Origin of the sequence: Mesorhizobium sp. M4A.F.Ca.ET.050.02.1.1 (genome assembly GCF_003997725.1) — a bacterium.
Taxonomy (GTDB): Bacteria; Pseudomonadota; Alphaproteobacteria; order Rhizobiales; family Rhizobiaceae; genus Mesorhizobium.
In genome coordinates this window covers 1-18,851 of sequence record NZ_RZSG01000045.1, presented here as the reverse complement: position 1 = coordinate 18,851, position 18,851 = coordinate 1, and the positions used below count along the sequence as shown (strand labels likewise).

17 protein-coding genes and 7 pseudogenes are annotated in these 18,851 nt (G+C 59.1%); 11 read left to right on the top strand and 13 right to left on the bottom strand.

What is annotated here, in order from left to right:
* On the bottom strand, nt 1-191 hold a 191-nt coding region (locus tag EOA33_RS39680; RefSeq protein ID WP_210212555.1), incomplete at its 3' end, for a hypothetical protein.
* Between the two features lie 161 nt (nt 192-352).
* Between EOA33_RS39680 and EOA33_RS06090 the strand changes: the two genes are divergently transcribed.
* A complete protein-coding gene (locus tag EOA33_RS06090) occupies nt 353-1,543 on the top strand; it encodes a pyridoxal-phosphate dependent enzyme (RefSeq protein WP_210212554.1) in 1,191 nt (396 codons plus the stop codon).
* A gap of 36 nt (nt 1,544-1,579) precedes the next feature.
* On the opposite strand, the pseudogene EOA33_RS06085 reads toward EOA33_RS06090, so the two are convergent.
* Nucleotides 1,580-1,966 (bottom strand): annotated as a pseudogene (locus EOA33_RS06085) (transposase); the annotation flags it as partial.
* Nucleotides 1,967-1,986: 20 nt separating this feature from the next.
* On the opposite strand from EOA33_RS06085, the pseudogene EOA33_RS06080 reads away from it, so the two are divergent.
* The 3 genes and pseudogenes from EOA33_RS06080 to EOA33_RS06070 form a co-directional block, all read left to right on the top strand.
* A pseudogene (locus tag EOA33_RS06080) lies at nt 1,987-2,586 on the top strand (IS630 family transposase); the annotation flags it as partial.
* 50 nt (nt 2,587-2,636) lie between these two features.
* A complete protein-coding gene (locus EOA33_RS40295) occupies nt 2,637-2,855 on the top strand; it encodes a helix-turn-helix domain-containing protein (protein WP_245482251.1) in 219 nt (72 codons plus the stop codon).
* Nucleotides 2,856-2,987: 132 nt separating this feature from the next.
* Nucleotides 2,988-3,283 (top strand): annotated as a pseudogene (locus tag EOA33_RS06070) (carboxyl transferase domain-containing protein); the annotation flags it as partial.
* Nucleotides 3,284-3,313: 30 nt separating this feature from the next.
* Here the strand turns inward: EOA33_RS06070 and EOA33_RS06065 are convergent.
* The 3 genes from EOA33_RS06065 to EOA33_RS41305 all read right to left on the bottom strand — a co-directional run bounded on the left by EOA33_RS06065 (nt 3,314) and on the right by EOA33_RS41305 (nt 5,238).
* Nucleotides 3,314-4,507, bottom strand: coding sequence for an acetyl-CoA carboxylase biotin carboxylase subunit family protein (locus EOA33_RS06065; RefSeq protein WP_127405188.1), 1,194 nt, complete (start codon nt 4,505-4,507; stop codon nt 3,314-3,316).
* A 402-nt stretch (nt 4,508-4,909) separates the two neighbouring features.
* The gene (locus tag EOA33_RS41310; RefSeq protein ID WP_281033507.1) at nt 4,910-5,107 is read right to left on the bottom strand and encodes a hypothetical protein; all 198 of its coding nucleotides are present in this window, start codon (nt 5,105-5,107) and stop codon (nt 4,910-4,912) included.
* Nucleotides 5,104-5,238 carry a hypothetical protein gene (locus EOA33_RS41305; RefSeq protein WP_281033506.1) on the bottom strand — a complete coding sequence of 45 codons (135 nt, stop codon included), beginning with the start codon at nt 5,236-5,238 and terminating at the stop codon, nt 5,104-5,106. Before EOA33_RS41305 ends, EOA33_RS41310 begins: the two co-directional genes overlap by 4 nt.
* A gap of 105 nt (nt 5,239-5,343) precedes the next feature.
* Here EOA33_RS41305 and EOA33_RS40290 point away from each other — a divergent pair, with 105 nt between their 5' ends.
* Together EOA33_RS40290 and EOA33_RS06045 are read left to right on the top strand one after the other, a co-directional pair.
* Nucleotides 5,344-5,799, top strand: a complete 456-nt coding sequence (locus tag EOA33_RS40290; protein ID WP_245482250.1) for a hypothetical protein — start codon at nt 5,344-5,346, stop codon at nt 5,797-5,799.
* Nucleotides 5,800-5,827: 28 nt separating this feature from the next.
* Nucleotides 5,828-6,133 (top strand): annotated as a pseudogene (locus tag EOA33_RS06045) (recombinase family protein); the annotation flags it as partial.
* A gap of 660 nt (nt 6,134-6,793) precedes the next feature.
* On the opposite strand, the gene EOA33_RS06040 reads toward EOA33_RS06045, so the two are convergent.
* The gene (locus EOA33_RS06040; protein ID WP_127405187.1) at nt 6,794-7,339 is read right to left on the bottom strand and encodes a GNAT family N-acetyltransferase; all 546 of its coding nucleotides are present in this window, start codon (nt 7,337-7,339) and stop codon (nt 6,794-6,796) included.
* A gap of 493 nt (nt 7,340-7,832) precedes the next feature.
* Between EOA33_RS06040 and EOA33_RS06035 the strand changes: the two genes are divergently transcribed.
* The 3 genes from EOA33_RS06035 (at nt 7,833) to EOA33_RS06025 (ending at nt 9,879) form a co-directional block, all read left to right on the top strand.
* The gene (locus EOA33_RS06035) at nt 7,833-8,084 is read left to right on the top strand and encodes a hypothetical protein (protein ID WP_127405186.1); all 252 of its coding nucleotides are present in this window, start codon (nt 7,833-7,835) and stop codon (nt 8,082-8,084) included.
* Between the two features lie 701 nt (nt 8,085-8,785).
* Nucleotides 8,786-9,268, top strand: coding sequence for a helix-turn-helix domain-containing protein (locus EOA33_RS06030; protein ID WP_127405185.1), 483 nt, complete (start codon nt 8,786-8,788; stop codon nt 9,266-9,268).
* 68 nt (nt 9,269-9,336) lie between these two features.
* Entirely contained in the window at nt 9,337-9,879 is a 543-nt protein-coding gene (locus EOA33_RS06025; RefSeq protein ID WP_127405184.1) for a DDE-type integrase/transposase/recombinase, read from the top strand.
* Here the strand turns inward: EOA33_RS06025 and EOA33_RS06020 are convergent.
* Nucleotides 9,809-10,871: pseudogene (locus tag EOA33_RS06020) on the bottom strand (IS30 family transposase). The gene EOA33_RS06025 and the pseudogene EOA33_RS06020 overlap by 71 nt on opposite strands.
* A 124-nt stretch (nt 10,872-10,995) precedes the next feature.
* Here EOA33_RS06020 and istA point away from each other — a divergent pair.
* Together istA and istB are read left to right on the top strand one after the other, a co-directional pair.
* Complete coding sequence (istA, locus tag EOA33_RS06015; RefSeq protein WP_127405183.1) at nt 10,996-12,543, top strand: IS21 family transposase; 1,548 nt, start codon at nt 10,996-10,998, stop codon at nt 12,541-12,543.
* A 16-nt stretch (nt 12,544-12,559) separates the two neighbouring features.
* Nucleotides 12,560-13,336, top strand: a complete 777-nt coding sequence (gene istB, locus EOA33_RS06010; RefSeq protein WP_041011594.1) for an IS21-like element helper ATPase IstB — start codon at nt 12,560-12,562, stop codon at nt 13,334-13,336.
* Nucleotides 13,337-13,563: 227 nt separating this feature from the next.
* On the opposite strand, the gene EOA33_RS06005 is transcribed toward istB, so the two are convergent.
* The 6 genes and pseudogenes from EOA33_RS06005 to EOA33_RS05980 form a co-directional block, all read right to left on the bottom strand.
* The gene (locus EOA33_RS06005; RefSeq protein WP_348628221.1) at nt 13,564-13,848 is read right to left on the bottom strand and encodes a hypothetical protein; all 285 of its coding nucleotides are present in this window, start codon (nt 13,846-13,848) and stop codon (nt 13,564-13,566) included.
* Between the two features lie 262 nt (nt 13,849-14,110).
* Nucleotides 14,111-14,667, bottom strand: a pseudogene (locus tag EOA33_RS06000) (transposase); the annotation flags it as partial.
* Nucleotides 14,649-14,774 (bottom strand): annotated as a pseudogene (locus tag EOA33_RS05995) (transposase domain-containing protein); the annotation flags it as partial. The pseudogenes EOA33_RS06000 and EOA33_RS05995, both read right to left, overlap by 19 nt.
* Nucleotides 14,775-14,787: 13 nt before the next feature.
* Entirely contained in the window at nt 14,788-16,149 is a 1,362-nt protein-coding gene (locus tag EOA33_RS05990) for an ArgE/DapE family deacylase (protein WP_245482249.1), read from the bottom strand.
* A gap of 263 nt (nt 16,150-16,412) precedes the next feature.
* A complete protein-coding gene (locus EOA33_RS05985) occupies nt 16,413-17,423 on the bottom strand; it encodes a succinylglutamate desuccinylase/aspartoacylase family protein (protein WP_127405182.1) in 1,011 nt (336 codons plus the stop codon).
* Nucleotides 17,424-17,447: 24 nt separating this feature from the next.
* Nucleotides 17,448-18,677, bottom strand: coding sequence for a Xaa-Pro peptidase family protein (locus EOA33_RS05980; protein ID WP_127405181.1), 1,230 nt, complete (start codon nt 18,675-18,677; stop codon nt 17,448-17,450).
* Nucleotides 18,678-18,851: the final 174 nt, after the last annotated feature.

Here is an 18,851-nt window from a genome sequence, read left to right as displayed (position 1 = left end):
ACAGGGGGTACATGCTGCTTGAGTGCGACCTGCTCGCAATCGATTGGCAGGCAGGAAAGTTGGCTCGAAACCGCAAAGTCATCTAACAATATCTTGGCACTGCCCAGCTTGCTCTTTCGCCTGCTGATCCACCGGACAAGCGATACCCTCCGAACCAAAAAAAAACGTTTGCCGATTGCGGACGCATCCATGGTCGTCCCCTGGTTGACGAAACTCTATCAATCATACTAGGTATACCGAACATGTCAACCGTGAGGCGTGATGCCTTTTCCATTTTTAGGACCGCTAACAGACGCTCGCCTGTTTGAAGTGATTGCAGGATACCATCCCAACGCACCTACAAGGATAAGCTGTGCCCAAGAAGATCAACTTCAGAATCGACGGCATGCAATGCATCCGGTGTCAGGCCATCCATCCCTTAATGGACTATTTCGAAGGGTGCCCCCCTTGTATGGAAGCGGGCACGCCCGCAAGTGTTGCGCCGCACTACACAGCGTGGCCATTGTCATTGGACTTTGACACAATTGGCGACTGGCTCGCATACCCAGAGCCATCGGGTTTGGGGGAAGGCAACACGCCATTGTCAAATCTGCCTCGGCTCGCTGCGGCCCTGGGCTTAAGCGCATTATGTACCAAGAACGAGTTCGGCAATCCCACTGGCTCCCACAAGGACAGGATGGGAAGGATAGTTGTTAAACGGGCACTCGACATCGGAGCCAAGACGATCGCCGTTGCCTCAAGTGGAAACGCAGGGGTGTCAATGGCGGCCTACGCCGCGCGAAGCGGCCTTGAATGTGTCGTTGTCACGACGCCGGATCTCAACCCGAATTGGCGGCGGGCCATCGAAATGCACGGCGCACGGATCGTCGCAACCGAACATTCTGATGATCGATGGGCACTCATTGCCCAGCATGCGAGAACAGGTAATTGGTATCCGGCAACAAATTACACAATCCCACCCGTTGGGAGTAATCCGTTTGGCGTCGACGCTTATCGTGCCATTGCTCTTGAGCTTCATCTGCAGTTCCAGGCGGTACCGCCGACAGACATCATTGTGCCGACGGCACGCGGAGACCTGCTCTGGGGGATCGCCAAGGGTTATCGGGATCTGAGGGATTCGGGCTTGGCGCGATCGATACCCAAGATCCATGCAGTGGAGCCCTATCCTCGCATTTCCGGCGCCCTCGCCGGCCACGGCATGGTTGGCACCTTCCCAGGTGATACCGACATGGTTTCGATCGGTGGCAATACTGTCACCCAGCAGTCACTCCATGCGCTCGAGATCGCAAAAGGCTCACCAGTTGCGGTAGATGGTGATGACGTCGCCACCGATCAGGCGGCTCTCGCAAAAGAAGGGCTGTATCTCGAGCGGTCAAGCGTCGCTACCCTGACGGGTTTGCGCAAATTGATCAGCGCAAAGAAGATCGCGTCGAATGCCCGCGTCGTGCTGATTGCGACATCCCATGGCTACAAGGAACAAGCTCGCTTTCTTGATCGACTGCCGACGAAACCACTGTCAAGGCAAGTATCGGCGTCACGTTAGCTGTGTTGAGGATAGGCTAGTACCTCTGCACAGAGGTTATGACTCTTTGGAAGTCGGCTTGGGATAGGCTTTGGCCATCTTAAGGCGTGCGTTTTCGGTAGAGAACATCCAGTTGATGCGAGCGCCACTGGTGTTTCGCAGGTGCTCCCAGGCAGCGGTCTCCGCGACGAGGCGATCATAGCTATTGATGCGACGATCGAGGCACTGGCCGCGCAGGACGCCGATTTCGATCTCGACCATGTTGAGCCAGCTGGCGTGTTTGGGCGTGTAGTGGAATTCCAGCCGTCGAAGGACGCGTCGCGCCTCTGAAGCAGGCGGAGCCTGGTAGAGCGCGGCGGCCGAGTGGGTTGACAGATTGTCGAGCACCACCCTGACGCGTTCGGCCTGCGGGTAATGGATATCGACGAGGTCGCGCATGCGCTCGGTGACCTTGACTTTGCGTCGACGCGGGCTTGGGTGACGAGGCCATTGCCGCGACGGTGGTTGTCGGCGGCGCCACTGTCTATCGCACCAAGCGCCGTTTCGTGGAGATGGGTCTGGAGGCGGCGCTCAGCGAAGAGCCACGCGCAGGCGCGCAACGCAAGCTGACGGGCAAGGAAGAAGCCCTACTGGTGGCCACCGCCTGTTCCAGTCCGCCGCCGGGCCGCGCCCGCTGGACCCTGGAACTGCTGGCCGGTGAGTTCGTCAAGCTGACCGATCACCAGGAACTGTCGCGCGAGACGGTGCGCCGATGCTTGGCAGACAACGATCTCAAGCCCTGGCGCAAGGACATGTGGTGCATCCCCAAGGTCGACGCCGAGTATGTCGCGCGCATGGAGGACGTGCTCGACCTCTATGCCGAGGCACCGGACCCGAAGCGACCGGTGGTGTGCTTCGACGAAAGCCCGACCCAACTCATCGGCGAGGTGCGTCAGCCGATCCCGGCCGAACCGGGCCGGCTTGAGCGGTATGACTGCGAGTACAAGCGCAACGGCACCGCCAACCTGTTCGTCTTCCTCGACGCACCGCTCCTGGCGTACTTGGCGGGCAAACGCCTGCGGGTTCCAGCTTCACCGAAAAACAGGGCCAGTACCTCGCCTTCATCTGGGCTTATATGCAGATCAACCGCCAGCCGCCGGCCGAACGCGACATGCAACGCTATTTCGGCGTCACCCCGCCGTCCGTCCACCAGATGGTGCTAACCCTCGAACGCTCCGGCCTCATCCGCAGGCAACCAGGTGTCGCGCGCAGCATCCAACTGCTCGTCGCCCACGACATCCTACCCAAACTTCAGCCGGTTCAACCCGTCATAACCTCTGTGCAGAGGTACTAGCCGCATCTTATTTCTCCGGTAAGGTACCCATGCGATTGCCAGAGAAGCAAGACCGAGTTCAACGCAAAGCCCGCTTGCCGCGACGCAGGTGGTAACGGCTTGGAGCCTATTCGAAGCAAAGGCAGTGCGCTGATGCGAGGCGTTCTCGAACAACTCGAGGTCCGTCGTGCAGGCTCGCATGGGCGGAGGGCAGAAGCGTGTCGATGCCCAGCACGCAAAAGGCAAGCTGACCGCCCGAGAGCGCCTCGTGGTGCTTTTCGATGAAGGCCCGTTCGAAGGAATACGACATGTATGTCACGCATCATGCAACAGACTTCGGCATGGATGCCCAGAAGGTTGCCGGGGACGGCGTGGTCACAGGCTGGGGTACGATCAACGGCAGGCTAGTTTATGTGTTCTCACAGGACTTCACAGTGCTTGGCGGAGCTGTGTAACTCTGGGAAGTACCCACTCGGCATTTACTTCTGCGTGATTGACCAATCGATCAAGTCGACGGCACGCTGAAGTATCCCCTCGGTCCGAACACGGCTGGGCGCAGCCGCGATAACGTGTGCGATGCGGTCTCGCCTGATGATCGGCGTCTTGGGTTCAACATACATTTTTACGTCGGCGATACCTGGGACAGCAGCAGCGCGACTGCCGCCGTCGATCCAATCGAGAGTGCCATCGCAATCGGCAATTAGGTACCGCGCGGCCGCAGTCTGCGCATGTCCTTTGCGCAAATCCCATTCGTCGCCAATGACGAGCTTGATGTGCTCGGTGATGAGATCGACACCGTAAGCTAGCTGGACCATGTCAGGAACGGGCGAACCCGCAAGACGTGGATTGACTTCAATAACGACTGGGCCGCGATTTGTCCACCTAAGTTCAATGTTAGTTGGCCCCCAATCGAGACCAAGAGCGCGCAAACAGCTCAGCGAAACATCGGTGATACGCTTGCACTCTCCATCGGTCAGCGGCGCCGGATAGATGTGTCCACGACAGACGAAATGCGGTGGGCCGTAGTCAGCGGCGGCTATGCCTATGACCTCATCTCCCATCACTTCGAGGTTATATTGGGGACCTTGTTCGAATTCTTCGACCAGTATCCTCGGCGAGGACCGCCATATATGCTTCCCGCCCAACAGATAGGTCGTGTGTTCGGCCAACTCATCGACGTTGCAGCACAATCGGACGCCGCTGCTGCCGATGCCGACGGCAGGCTTAAGGATCACCGGCAGGCCGATCTCTGCGGCGGAGCTTTTAACCTCCGACTCATTCGTTGCCAGGCGATAAGCAGGTATTGGAACGCCGGCCTTCGCGAGGAGCTGACGTTGAGTGAATTTGTCGCAGCATTGTTCAATGGACGCGGGGTTCGGTCCCGGTAGGTCGAAATACCGGCAGAGCTTACCAACTGTGGCATAGACGTCCTCCAGGGCGCTCGTGATGCCAGCAATGTCATAGGTCTCAGTCAGACGGGAACATTCACTGATCAGCGGATCGAGATTGTCTGTATCGACACGGATTGCCTCCATCCCTTCCGCCGCAAGATAGTCATACGGAGACGGATCAGCTGACAACGCAATTGGATGAAGACCACGGCGCTTGGCCGCTTGAACGTATCGCAGCATATTACTTGCGCCTTCAAGCAGGATGAGCGCCCTTGTTGCCATGGCTGTTAATTTCCTTACGTTGCAAGCTGTGCCGCGGTCCGAGTGTAAATCGGCATCACCTTTTAGCTAACCTCAGAGGTTGCGGTGAACATACCATCGGCAGCGAGCGCAGCTGCAAAGATTCTGTGAAGTTATTTGAAGGACCTGTTGCAATATGTCCTGTAACCGCAGCGTGGCACCGAGCGTCTCAACCAATTTCGAACTGCGATTTCAAGGGACGCTGGTTTAACCCGCAAAGATTCGAATTTTGACCACTCGTTGATCTCCGAGCACAGCCGGCTCCCTAGCTCGGGGAGACGCGAAGTCAGCTATCGCCTTGATCGGATCGCCGACCTGACGCCTCCAGACGCCCTGCAAATAAGCTCCTCGCTGACCGCGGTGCGCTGCTGAGTGCGGGTTTCACTAAATTGGGACAGCGATTTCGGTATGTCGCGGACAAGCGTTTCGCAGACGCGCGTGCCTTGCTCCTTGCGCCAGGGATAAGACTTTGCGGCGATCAAGACCGCGGTGGGTGCTGAAGTCGATGTCTTCGATCGAAGCATTGGCTAACCGCAGCTTTGCCCTTGCCAGTCGATTGGTCAGCCGCTTGTCTGTTCTCAATGCGATCTCGCGATCGAGCTCAGGCCGAGCCGTTCGTCGAAGCTAAGGTCGCTTCCATGGCTCTGCTCGCCAAGCTGGCGATAGGCGGCAGCCATTCCGGCAAGACCGAGCGTATGCATTTGATCGAGCATTGGATACTATCAATGAGAAAGGAAAATACTTGATGCTGACCCAAGGTTTTGCCGCGGATGTTGCCGTGCGGCGCGCCGGCTTGACGGCCTCACTCATAGGCGGGCTTGGTCGAGACCCGATTTGAGAATGTTGGTGACGGCATCGAGCAGACCCAGCACGGCGCCCGGCTGCAGGCGCGCTCCCTGGCGGAACTGGTGCACTCGACGCTCGGCATCAGTGTCCATCCCCGCAGCATCGAACGCGCCATCGCCCGTAAAAAAACGGTGAGCCCTATGCCCACTCCGGTGCTACCGCACAGCTGCAGGGATTTCTACAAGACGCTGCCCGCCGCCGTCCTGTGCGGTCAAGCCTGCGCCAAGGAGATGGGCACCATCGTTTTCCACGGCCTTTGGCAAGGACTGGTGGTGCTGATCGCGAGCCCCCCCCAACCTTCCCCGCCGACGCATCGGCGGCCGGAACCACCGTCCACGGCTTCGGCTGCAGTGCACGATCGCCAGCTCGTGCACATGCTCGCCAAAATGGTGCTGGCACCAGAAACCCGGGGGAATCATGTCTACTGACATCGCATGAAGGGTTGACGCCGACCATCTGCGGCGTGATGCATTGCTCTACGTGCGCCAGTCCTCTCTTCGTCAGGTGTTCGACAACACCGAGAGCACCAAGCGGGAATACGCCTTGCGCGATCGCGCAGTGGCGCTGGGGTGGCCGATCGAACGTGTCCACGTCATCGATAGCGACCTCGGTCTATCCGGCGCGCAGTCGCAGGACCGCGACGGCTTCCATCACCTGGTGACCGAGGTAGCGATGGGGCGGCATGCTGGGATCGTGCTGGGGCTGCAAGTGTCGCGCCTGGCACGCAACAATGCCGACTGGCGCCGCCTCCTTGAGCTGTCGCAACGCATTTCCCGTTACCGCTACTCGAGAGTAGGCGACTACGACTTTCTGCTCCCCCCGTCGCAATCATTGTTGATGCGAAGAAGAACACGCCGCGCGACCAGCAGTTCGCCTTCTACCGCGTGCTGGACGAGGCTTTCGGCGAGGAGCCGACATCGATCACGCCGCCGAACTCTGGTGCCGCATAGGAGCGATAGTAGCAAGGCGATAGGCCTGGCGTGAAATCGCCTCAGCGACTTCGGTGCGACCGTAGCCGACAAGGTGGACTTCAAGGCGATCTTTGCAGATGTCGATCCCGGCGCTCGGGCCGTATAGCCCCGGCCTCCGTTCAGGCCTCATGGAAAAGAGAGGGGCGATCATACTCTAATTCGGTCCTCATCCCTCACGCCGCCTGCGGGTGGTGTAGGCCCGCAAGCGGCAAGCTACCTTGGTCGCGAGACAATCGAAAGCCACAAGACAAGCCTCGGCCTGTTTGATCTGATCCGAATGTTTGGACCTTCCAACCTTAGGGCTCTCCGAAGTCCATAGCGCGGCGACCGATCTCGACCGCGAAAGATAGCAAAGTTGGTTGACTCGGCTCCCGCGATTTGACGACCCTCTCCGAACCGACGTCCTCAGTCGCAGGCCAAATCCAGCACACGTTACGACGCAGAGTATTATTTACCTTAGGACCTGATGCTGCGGCTGGGAAAAATACTCCTGGCGGGTCATTTCGTAATATTGGTATAATCTGCAGCCATGCCAGCGATCGTCGATATAGCGCAGCCCCAACTTCGTGGCTGTCCGCTGCGACCGCACGTTACCGTGCGCAATGAGGCCGACGACCTTTTCCTTGGTCGAGCTTCGCAAAGCGTGCGTGATGGCGAAGCGTGCGGCCTCCTGCCCCAAACCTCGTCCTATTCCGTGTTCGACCAGTGAAGTAGAGAGTTCGATATTATGGGTGTCCTCGTAGTCGCGCAGGCCACAGCGACCGATGAAAATCGGACCACCATTGCGCTTTTCGTACACGATCCAGGCGCCGAAGCCGTTCTTGCGCCACTGGGCCAAAGACCAATCGACCCACTTGCGCACATCCTCAATTGTTTGCGGAACATTATTGAAGATTACCTTCTGAACCACCGGATCGGTATGCAACTGGAACAATTCTGCCTCGTGTTCGGGCCGCATGGGGGTGAGGATCAAACGTTCGGTCTGATATGTGAGCATAGGTATTTTTCCAATCTGAGCGGTTTGTGATGTCAGAGGCAAGCTCCTACCCCCCGCATCGACGGTGACCGTGGACTTCTCGAATCGGCCAAGAATGGTGTTGGCCTCTAAGTACCCGACCCCGCATCGATACCAGCCAAGAGCCTCCCTCCGTTTGAGGCAATATGGATCGAACTCGATCAACTGCCTGCAAGAGTTGCGCCAGGGCTGCGTCGCGATCCGGCATGATGTTGCAGGCGGAGACGTCGCCGGCGTATCTCGGCGAATTGTGAAGAGCCACGTTGGCCTGCCGGTCAGCCGGCGGCGATATCGAATTGCTCCGCGAGCGACAGGTCAAGAAACTACGCGTACATCGTCTGGCGTTCTGGCGCTTGGCATCAGTGGGACGGTTCGTCTTTTATCTGCCTGTTCGGTGAGATGGCTCGCCCTACACTGCACGTCCGAGGGTTACTCGGAAGGCTCAGTCGATCCTCACATCACAGAAGGACGAGCAATGGCAAACTTAGAGAAGCTTTTGTCGGACTTGATAGAAGGCGGGATTGCGATTGCCGCGCTGACCCTGGCCCGGAGAGATCCAGTTGTTCGGCGAGGTCGACGCCTCGCCTCGAGCATAGGTCCGGATCATCAACAGGATCTCGGACAGATTCGACGGGTGCATTTCTGTTGCGAGGCCGGACTGACCGTTTACGGTCTCTATGGTTTGATCCAGCAATTTGACTATGAATCTACCATCGTCGCTGATTAGAGCTGGGCGAGCGCGTGAAGACAAACCGGCGCGATTCACTGTCCTTGGCGCGGCTGTTGCGTGCCGGCGACTGCGTTGGCTCCACGAACAGCGAATCAATTATCTCGCCACCAGACCTCACTTCAGGCGATTGTCCAAATCCACGGAGCGAAGGAGCGGATTGAGGTTTTCGTGCACGCTCCGGACGGGCAGCCGCTGGCCGATCCGCTTTGCCGATCTGCGGCGCCCGCCGACCACGCTTGGCGAGCACCGCCGCGCCCGAACCGCCCTGCGAGAGCGCGGTCTGGCGCTAGTCGACGAGCAGCTGATCTTCGAGACCATCGAGGCCCAGCGCTCATGGACGATGAGGCTACCAGGCGCACAAAGGCGGCGCGTCGACTGGCGGAGAGGCGCGACCGGGCACTCGTCTCCGCCTCAAATAAATCGATGGCTCCGGCTGAGCCTGGGCAAGCTGAGGACGACAGGCCGATCGATTGGAGCAAAGGCGCCGGTCTTTCCCGTCGAGGAATGGTCGTGAGAGGGGAGGGGCCATACGAGCACCTCGCCGGCGCTGCCGCCGCTATGCCGCGCTACCGACGAAGAGCGTGCGCATTTCGCAAAAGCCGGACAGGGATTTCGCTAATTCCCGGACTGGAGTGCACCCCCAGACTGGGACAAGGAAAATCGCGGACAGTTTCCCCGCAAAGAGAGGAAACTGGGGCATGGCCAGGCGGCAAAGAATCATTCACGAGGATCAAAAGCGGGAGCTTCTCCGGCACATGAAGGCGGGCGAAGCCGTCACCAAGTTGGCAGATGAGGTGGGCATCAGCCGCCAACGTCTTTACGAGTGGCGCGATCATCTCAGGCTTCGTGGTAACCTGAAGTCACGTCGGCGCGGCCGGCCGGCGAGAGTGGCGGAAGGAGTTGACGGGGACTTGCCATTGCAGAGCGCAGTCGATCCGCCGGCGTCTCAGGAAAAGGCTCTGACTAAGGCCAGGCGCCGGATCAAGGAATTAGAGCGGAAAGTCGGGCAACAGCAGCTCGATCTCGATTTTTTTCGCGAAGCCTTGCGGCACTTCGAGGAAGATCAGCGCCGGAGCGGCGCTCCTGGCGAGACGGGATCTTCAAAGTCATCGAAAAGAGACGACCGGCCTGTCGCAAGGCGAATTCAACATCGATCGAATGTGCTGGCTCGCTGGCGTTAGCCGCGCGAGTTATTACCGTCACTGGCTAGATTCGGCCCCTCGTCGCGCCGAGAGATATCATTCAAAAGTTGGCGCTCGGCAACGTGCACTACGGTTACCGCCGGATCGGAGCCCTGCTGCGTCGGGAGGGGTGGCAAGTCAACCACAAGTGCGTTCTGCGCATCATGCGCGAAGACAATCTGCTGTGCCTGCGCGCGCGACCCTTTGTTCCTGCAACGACGAACTCGAGGCATGGTTGGCAAGTCGTTCCGAATCTTGCCAGGGGCATGATCCTCAATGGAGTCAACCAGCTATGGGTTGCCGATATCACCTTCCTGCATCTGGCTGAGGAGTTTGCTTTCCTTGCCGTTGTGCTTGACGCCTTTAGCCGCAGGGTGGTCGGGTGGGCGTTGGATACGCATCTCAGAGCAAGCCTTGCCATTGAGGCCCTCGAGATGGCCATCACCGATCGCCAGCCTGCTCCTGGGGATCTCGTGCACCATTCCGACCGCGGAGTTCAAGGCGGATTCAAGTGGTCGTCGCAACACCGATTGTGTTCACTCACCACAGCAACTCGTCAAGCGCCTCTGCCGGTGTTTTCCAGCCCAGAGTTTTTCTCGGTCGGGCATTGAGGGCCGCGGCCACGGCGGCGATCTCGTCGGCGCTGTGGACGCTCAGGTCGGTGCCTTTCGGGAAGTACTGACGCAGCAGTCCATTGGTGTTCTCGTTGGTGCCGCGCTGCCAGGGGCTTTGCGGATCGCAGAAGTAGACTTGGACACCCGCGTCGACTTTGAGACGATCGTGCTGAGCCATTTCGGCTCCCTGATCCCAGGTCAGCGAACGGCGCAGTTCTTCGGGCAAGGTGATGATGGTGCGCGTAATCGCGTCGCGCACGGCTTCGGCCCCGTGTCCCGCGAGAGCAGGGCCATTCTTCATGCGCGGAGCTTCGCCATGCCCCGCAAGCCGGGGAAGATGCAGCAACATCGTGAAGCGTGTCGTACGCTCAACCAGCGTGCCGATCGCCGAGCTGCCAAGACCAAGGATGAGGTCTCCCTCCCAGTGACCCGGCACCGCGCGATCGACCGCTTCGGCGGGGCGTTGACTGATCATGATCTCCGGCGAGACAAAGCTCTTGCCTCGCCCACGTACGCGCCCCCTGGGGACCCGCAACACGCGCCCCGTTCGCAAGCAGGCCGACAGTTCGCGGCGTAGCGCTCCCCGGCCCTGAACGAAGAGAGCTTGATAGATGGCTTCGTGGCTGATGCGCATCGTCTTGTCGTCCGGGAAGTCGATCGGCAAGCGTCGGGCGATCTGTTCCGGGCTCCAGTGCCCTGGCCCATCGCCGATCCTTTCGCGGACCGTGCCGGCGGCCCCTCCACCGAACGGCCGGACCAGGAACGGCGGCGCCACTTGGGGACCTGACGACGCCGGCCAGTCGCTGCTCCACATAAGTGCGCAAGGTAGTGTTGAGCGCAAGCTTGGTCGGTTTGGGCCGACGGGCCGATCGGTCGGCGTGCCATTGGGCTGTCGATGCACGATATTCCAGCCCGCCGCTGCGCGTCGCGGCATTGTGCGTGTTTCGGTAAATCCCGGACACCCTTTTCGCTAAATCCCGGACAGTGATTTCAGTAATTCGCGGACAGCGATTCCGCTAAATCCCGGACAGTTTTCGGGAGCGGATTTGGCGGTCGGTTCTCGGCTGCGCCGTTCTGGCAGTTTGGCCTCTCACGATGACGTTGAGAGGGGCCATGCCGAGACGGAAGCAAGCGAGACGAACGAGCGTGAGGGATATCCAAGCGATCTTGCGCCTGACCCATGAGCAGGGTCTTTCGGTGCGTGAGGTGTCGGAACGGCTGAAGATCAGCAAGACGACAGTATCGACCTATTTGCTGCGGGCGCGGGAGGCCGGGCTGTCACGCTGGCCTCTGCCGCCGGGCCACGACGACGCGACACTTGAGCGGCTGCTGTTTGGCCGTGCCGGTCGCCCGCCGCAAGATCTGAGCGAACCGGACTTTGCGCTCATTGCCAGGGAGCTGAAGCGCAAGGGGGTGACGCTGACGCTGTTGTGGCAGGAGTATCGCGCCGCCCATCCCGACGGCTACGGCTACACCTGGTTCTGCGAGCACTTCGCCGCTTTCGAGCGCCGGACGAGCGCGACATTCCGCAATCGGCATGCGGCGGGCGCGGTGATGCAGACGGACTATGCCGGGCAGACGGTGCCGGTGATCGATCCGGCAACCGGCGTCATCTGCCCGGCGCAGATTTTTGTCGCGGTGCTGGGCGCCTCCAATCTGACCTTCGCCTTTGCCAGCTCCAGCCAGAAGCTGCCGGACTGGATCGAAGGCCAGGTGCGAGCGCTCGCCTTCTTTGGCGGGGTCACCAAGGCGATCGTCTGCGACAACCTGAAGGCCGGTGTCGTCAAGGCGCTGTGGTTCGAGCCGACGCTGAACGCGACCTTTGCCACCATGGCCGAGCATTACGACACCACCATCCTGCCGACCCGCAGCCGCAAGCCGCGCGACAAGGCCAAGGTCGAGGGCGCGGTCCTGATCGTCGAGCGCTGGATTCTGGCGCGACTGAGGAATCGATCCTTCTTCTCGATCACCGAGCTCAACGCGGCGATCACCGAACTGCTCGAGGAGCTGAACAACCGGCCGATGCGCCATATCGGCCAAAGCCGCCGCGAACTGTTCGAGGAGATCGAGCGGGCTGCCTTGAAGCCGCTGCCGGTGGTGCCGTTCGAATACGCCGAGTGGAAGTCGGCGAAGGTCCATCCTGACTACCATGTCGAGGTCGACAAGACCTTCTACTCGGTGCCGCACCGGCTGATCGGGCGTACCGTCGAGGTGCGGCTCACGCATCGAGTGGTCGAGATCTTTCACGATCACCAGCGTGTTGCCAGCCATGTCCGTCGCTCACAGCGTTCCGGCCATGTCACCGTCAACGAACACATGCCCAAAGCGCACCAGCGCTACGCCAACACCACACCGGCTAGCCTGATCAGCCGGGCGGCCAAGATCGGCCCCAATGCCGCCATCCTGGTCGAGCGCATGATGCGCGACCGACCGCATCCGGAACAGGGATACCGCTCGGCCATGGGCATCCTGTCGCTGGCGCCGCGCTATGGGCCGGAGCGTCTCGATGCCGCCTGCGAGCGGGCGCTGCTGATCAACGCGATCGCCTACTCCTCCGTCACCGCCATCCTCAAGGCCGGCCTCGACCGAGCCAGCTCCGCAGAACCGGCAAAGCCGACACCCCAGCACGCCAACATCCGCGGCTCCACCTATTACCAGTGAAGGAAAGGAAGAAAGAATGCTGACCAACCCCACCCTCGATCAGATGCAGGCCCTCGGTCTGGTCGGCATGGCTGCCGCCTGGCGCGAACTGGCCGAACGGAGCAACGCCAACGAGCTCAGCCGTGACGAGTGGCTCGGCCTGATGCTCGACCGCGAGGTCGCCATGCGGGCCGACAAGCGCGTCCGGAACCGGCTCGCCTCAGCCAGGCTGCGCTTTCCCGAAGCCTGCATCGAGGACATCGACTTTGCCGCGCCGCGCGGGCTCGACCGCCGCAACACCATGGCGCTCGCCCAGGGTGAATGGCTGAAGGCGCATGAGAACCTGATCGTCACCGGCCAGACCGGAACCGGCAAGTCATGGCTGGCCTGCGCCTTCGGCCGGCAAGCAGCACGGCTCGATCATTCCGTGCTCTATGTGCGCGTGCCGCGCCTGTTCGAGGATTTGGCGCTCGCCCGTCTCGATGGCCGCTTTCCACGCCTGATCGACAAACTCACCCGCGCGCAACTGCTCATCCTCGATGATTTCGGAACCCACAGCCTCACTGACCAACAGCGCTTCCATCTGTTCGAAATCGTCGAGGAACGCTATCGCCGCAAATCCACCCTGATCACGGCCCAGGTCCCGGTAGCCAGATGGCATGATCTGATCGCAGACCCCACCGTCGCCGACGCCATTCTCGACCGGATCGTGCACAACGCCCACCGCATCGTGCTCCAGGGCGATAGCATGCGAAAGCAAAAGGCCGCGCCCCTCTTGACCGGCACCGAAAACGGCGAAATCAATCATCCATGAACGCAACAAGGCACCCGAGGACCGACGCCGCCAATCTGTCCCGACATTAGCGAAACCACTGTCCGGGAATTAGCGGAACCCCTGTCCGGCTTTTGCGAAATGCGCAGCCGTCGCCGTATGCGTACATTGAGGCACTTCCTCTCCCGCGTGGAACTGGAAGACAGTACGCATCCGGTTAAGACCGCAGACGTGCGTATCCGGCGACCATGAGCACCGCGATGCTGGGGTCAAGCTTTCGATGGGGAGACGCGATGATATTCTTCGAGGAGGAGTTTGACCTTCTCGATGCCTTCATCGGTGAAGGCCACGCTCCCGTCGTCATCGTTGGCGCCGTACACCCAGATGACGCCGTCCTCGGGCTCGAGACCGAGGGTCAGTTCCTGGATGAGCGCTTCGCTAACGCCGAGGTCCCTGGCGACACGGTCGACGGTGTGGACGTGATGCACCTTATTGCGCTGCATGATCAGGCCGCCGCTGGTTGGGTCCGCAGTTTTGCGGATGTCCAATTCCATATGTGGACGGCTCCCACTTGCATATGTGGACGGCTCCCACTTGCAAGTGTTTTTTACAGATATTTTTGATCGGATCGCTTGCTTCCATATGTGCGGCCTTTGTGTGTGGTCGCACATGACCACTGGCCAAGATGGTTTCCGCAACGCATGTTCCTAACACGGCAACGACCTTGAAAGGCCACTGGAACTGACGGAGTATCACGCGTCTTGGATCGATCGATCGCACCATCTGCTTTTCTTTGCTCACCGTGATGGCCAATTCCTATGTTGCTTGCGTTTGCCCCTCTGTCCGCCGATACGCCTCGCCGCTCACCATGAGCTTCCAAGCGACACGGGCGATCTTGTTGGCCAGCGCCACCGCAACCAGCTTCGGCTTTTTTCGTTGCAGGAGTTCGGTGAGTCATCCGGAAGCATGTCTGCTTCGACCTGCTCTGACGTGTTGAAGAAGAGCAGTCGCACCCACCACTAATACGCTCCTCAGCATTTCATCTCCGGCACGGGTGATCACCCCAAGCCTGACCTTGCCTGCGGTCGAATGGTCTTTGGGTGTGAGCCCTATCCAGGCGGCAAAATCTCGACCAGACTTAAACATCCGAGGGTCTGGGGTCTTTATCATCAAGAGCGATGCGCCGACGGGTCCGACACCCGGGATCTCCGCAAGGCGCCTACTGCATTCATCGGAGCGGTGCAACGCGATCAATTTTTCCTCGACGGCTTTCGTTTCGGTAAGCAAGTCTCGATACTCAACGCCGTGCATGGCAAAAGCTCGCGGGCCAGTTCAGGCAGGGATCCATCAGCCGCTATTCGCTCCAATAACGCAAATCATCGATCCGATGGGCCGGATAGACGGGCAGTCGGGCGAGGACGTCGGCGAGCCAGGCCTGCGGGTCGATATCGTTCATCTTGGCGCTGACGATCAGTGTATGCGTTAATTGAAACTCAGCTCTCTGCAGCAGGTTTCTTATTGCACGCGGGGCGAACGCCGCACCATTGTGCCGCGAATAGAGCGATTGTCTTAGTCACACGTCGCAAAGATGATAGGGACACGCGCTCGTCGACCGCATGGATGTTCTCCGCGATGGGGCCGTAAACCAGCGACGGGATCCCCGCATGGACGGCATAGAGGGCAGCATCCAGATAGCAAGCCATGACATACGCCTTTAAGGGCGGACCGTCGGGTGCATCGGCAGCTATGTGCGCCTGCGCAAGAACAGATTCCGCTTCCGACCCGGGAGGAAGAGTATAGCCCGCTTGCACGACGCCGACCCATTGCACCACGGGTTCTGGACAGCGCTGAACCAATGGATCCTCGGCAGCCACGGTGGCGACAAAGGCCTCGAACTCCTTCATGCGCTCCCGAGGGTTGTCGCCAGGGTAAAAGCCGATGCGCCCCTCGAAGCAGCAGGATGATGGAACAGACGCAATCCACTCGCCACCTTTGATGGTCCCTATCGTCAGAGCGGCCGGATTTTCCACATTATCGAAGAATGGTTTCGTCACCCGCTCTTCATTCCAGCGTGCCTCAAGTTTACGCAAGTGATCGATGATCCGTATGGCTGCTTCGAGGGCGCTCACCCCGCTACTGACTTCGCGCGGATGGGCCGGCGTGCCGTCAACCGCGATGGCAAACTTGATCACGCCGGAATTTGCGCGAACAAGCTTTTCATCGGTCGGCTCTGGGATTAGCACCGCGTCAGCGACATGTCCGCTCGCCAATGCCATTGCAGCTCCGTTACCGGTGATCTCCTCCTCCACGACGGAATGGATTTGGACGGGCGCTGTCAGTTCAAAGCCTGCAGCCTTGATAGCATCGAGAGCAAAGATCGCTCCAGACAGGCCTGCCTTCATGTCGCCGGAACCGCGGCCGTAAAGCCAGTCACCACGTCTGGTTGGTTTGAACGGCGGGTCTTGCCAACGGTTCGGATCGCCTGTTGGCACAATATCGACATGGGCGTTCAGGATGAGCGACCGTCCCAGTAAGGTTGCCGGGGTGTGAGTCCCAATTACATTCCATGAGTTCTCATAGCTGACCGTTGCAGGGGAAAACGCCGGGTGCTGGCCTATCAGTGCCGTGTCAATCGCTTGGCGATTGACCGGATAGCCCCGTTCCTGCAGCGCCGCTTCGACCAATGTCTGAATCCCGGCCTCCTGTCCCCGAAGGGAGACACAGCGTACCAGTTCTGACAGGAAGGTAACCTGCTTTTCAAAGTTCTCGTCGACAGCGAGGAGGATACGATTGCGATCAGCCTCAGAAAGGGCACTCATTGAGGGGGAGTGCTTATTGGCAGCTTCATTGGCCATTGTTGGGACCTTTAAACTTTGGACGGGGATCGAGCGTTGAAATCACCCACCTTCGTCGGTTGTCAAAATTTACCCATACAGTAGTTCCTCAGATCTCACATTGGCGGGCATGCTCAAAGCGATCCTGAGCCAATACTCGAGCGTGCCCGTGCCAGCTCGTTCATCTCGGATGCTGACACGATCCAACCGAGTTTCCGCTTTACACCCGAACTGATGCATCTTCCCTGTCAGCTGCGCTACATGTCAGTTACCGATGCTATCGATTAATGCGCGAGCGGACGCATCAAACTGAAGAGGCAATCGCCGCGGCTGGTCAGCGAAGGGAAACGGGTGCAAGCGATACGGCCGGATTGAGGAAAGCGGATTTCTAGTGGCTCCCGCACCGGATCATCGAGCGAGTACAGCCGACCAGCCAACTCGCCCTTAACCACAGTTTGACCAATCGATGCCGTGGGCTCGAATATCCCATCAGCGTCAGAGTAGACGAAGAAGTCGCGGTTAGGGACTTCCATGAGCTCTGTTCCGGAGCTCGGTGGTACCAGTATGTTTGGCGCGACACCGATGTGCTTGAGGAGGCGCTTTACACCGTTTTCAGCAATCTCGAGCCCGGCTAACGATAAGGTGGCGCCGCCTCCGAGTTCCGTGGTAATGATCGGAACGCCGAGTTCTCCGGCAACGGCATTCAGGGTAGTGGCGCCGCCGCCGCCATCGCCACTGCTGACGAAACTCACAGGTGCTCCAAAAACCTCCATAAGGTCTAGGAGCTTTTGATGCTCCCGAGGCGTGCGCCCGTATCGGATGAGTGCGCACTGAATGTAATCGAGCGAGAATCCACCAGAATGAAGATCAACTGCAAGGTCCGCCATTGGAAGCATGACTTCGCTGATGTAGTGAGCAATCATCTCGGTGGGCGTACCGGCGGCCTTGCCGGGAAATGAGCGATTGAGATTTCCTTCGTCAAGTGGAGAGACCCGTCGTCCAGCCTTTACAGCAGGAAAATTCAGAGACGGAATGATGATCACTCGACCCGAGACATCTTCTTGGCGCAAATCGCGAGCTAGTTTCCTCAGCGCCAGTTGACCCTCATACTCGTCGCCGTGGTTGCCCGCGATCAGCAATGCCGTCGGGCCGTCGCCATTTTTGATACTGACGATTGGAATAGGAATCCAGCCATAGGCCGATTTGTCGGTGGAGTGAGGCAGCCGAAGGCAATCGCTAAACTTGCCGTCTCGCTCATAATCGATGGGTGTCAAGATTCGGGATTTCATTGTCATGATGCGCTCACGTTGACTACTTTGCTACTTGATAACGGGGACGCGCTCAGGTGAAAGCTCGCTCAGGAATTCGACGCCGCCATCCGTTATGAACACGACCTCTTCGAACTGAAAGACTGCACCGTTTTTCTCGAGCTTCGGCTCAACATGAAAAATCATGCCTGGCTCAATTACAGTCTCGTCAGCCGCGGATATCGATGGAGGTTCGGTAACGTCGAGACCACCGCCGTGCCCAATGCGCGAGACCTGGCCGTATATCTGGCCGAGATCAGCATCTTTCCACAGGCCCTGGAACTTGTTGAAGATGTCGCAACAGCGAAGTCCAGGTTTGAAGCTATTGGCGAGTTCAATGGTCAACGAGCGGACGCGCTCATATGTACCAATCTCCCAGTCCGTTGGATCGCCGCACCTTGCGATTCGATTGCGATCGGCGGGATAGCCGCCGTACGTCGCGCGGAAATCTGTCCAAATGTAATGCCCTTGCCTGAGCCTACGCTCCGATGGATGGCGGCCGTAGAAGAAATCGCCATCACTGAACAGCATAGCGATTGGCGGTGCACTCTCAGCACCGTTTAGATATATTTGCGCCTGCATCATCTGGCAGAGCTCAAATTCAGTGATACCGGGATAGGCATTCGCAATAGCCTGATCGAAGGCTCTATTGACTATATCGAATGCGACCTTCTTCATCGCCGCTTCAAACGGGGTTTTAATCAGTCGCACTCGCCAAAGGAGATCAACCGCACTGGTAACACTGCGGTCTGAAGCCAGATCGCGAAGGCGATCAATCAAGTGGAGTGAACCGCGTCCAAACATGTCGGGCCCGAAGTCGACGGCAATGCGTCGGCCGCCAGCCGCCGGCATCGCGCCGATCCAGTCGGCAATGGAATCTACGGCCTCAGGGAGGTAGCCATCATATAGAAGAGTTGTAAAAACTCTCGGTGCGCTTTCGATTAGCTTTGACTCGGTGAGGCTTCCGACGATGAGCAAATGATCATTTGTAATCACAGCCAGCACAGGCCGAGCATTATATCCCCACGAGAAGGTTCGATAGTCGGTGAAGTAGTTAACATTCTTTTCGTCCGTCAAAATCATGACGTCGATCGCATCGCGGTTCATCTCGATCCGCGCGCGGCTGAGCCGCATTTCGAGCTCCGCCAGGGGAACGGATGGTGAAGGCGGCAATGGCCTTGCATTCATAGTTATCGAGGATGAGGAGTACAACTTGCTTTCACCGGCGGTACCGTTCTTCATGAACTTAAATTCCCTTGGGGACTGGAAGGTGCAATGAGGGACCAGTCGATCGGCAGTTCGGTTCGACGTGGCCTGGACAAATCGCGCGTTGAACTATCTGCCTGATCTCACAGAGATGTCTCGAAGACGGATCGCGTTGGGCGCCCCGCGGACGCTCTGCTCTCGCGGTGAGAG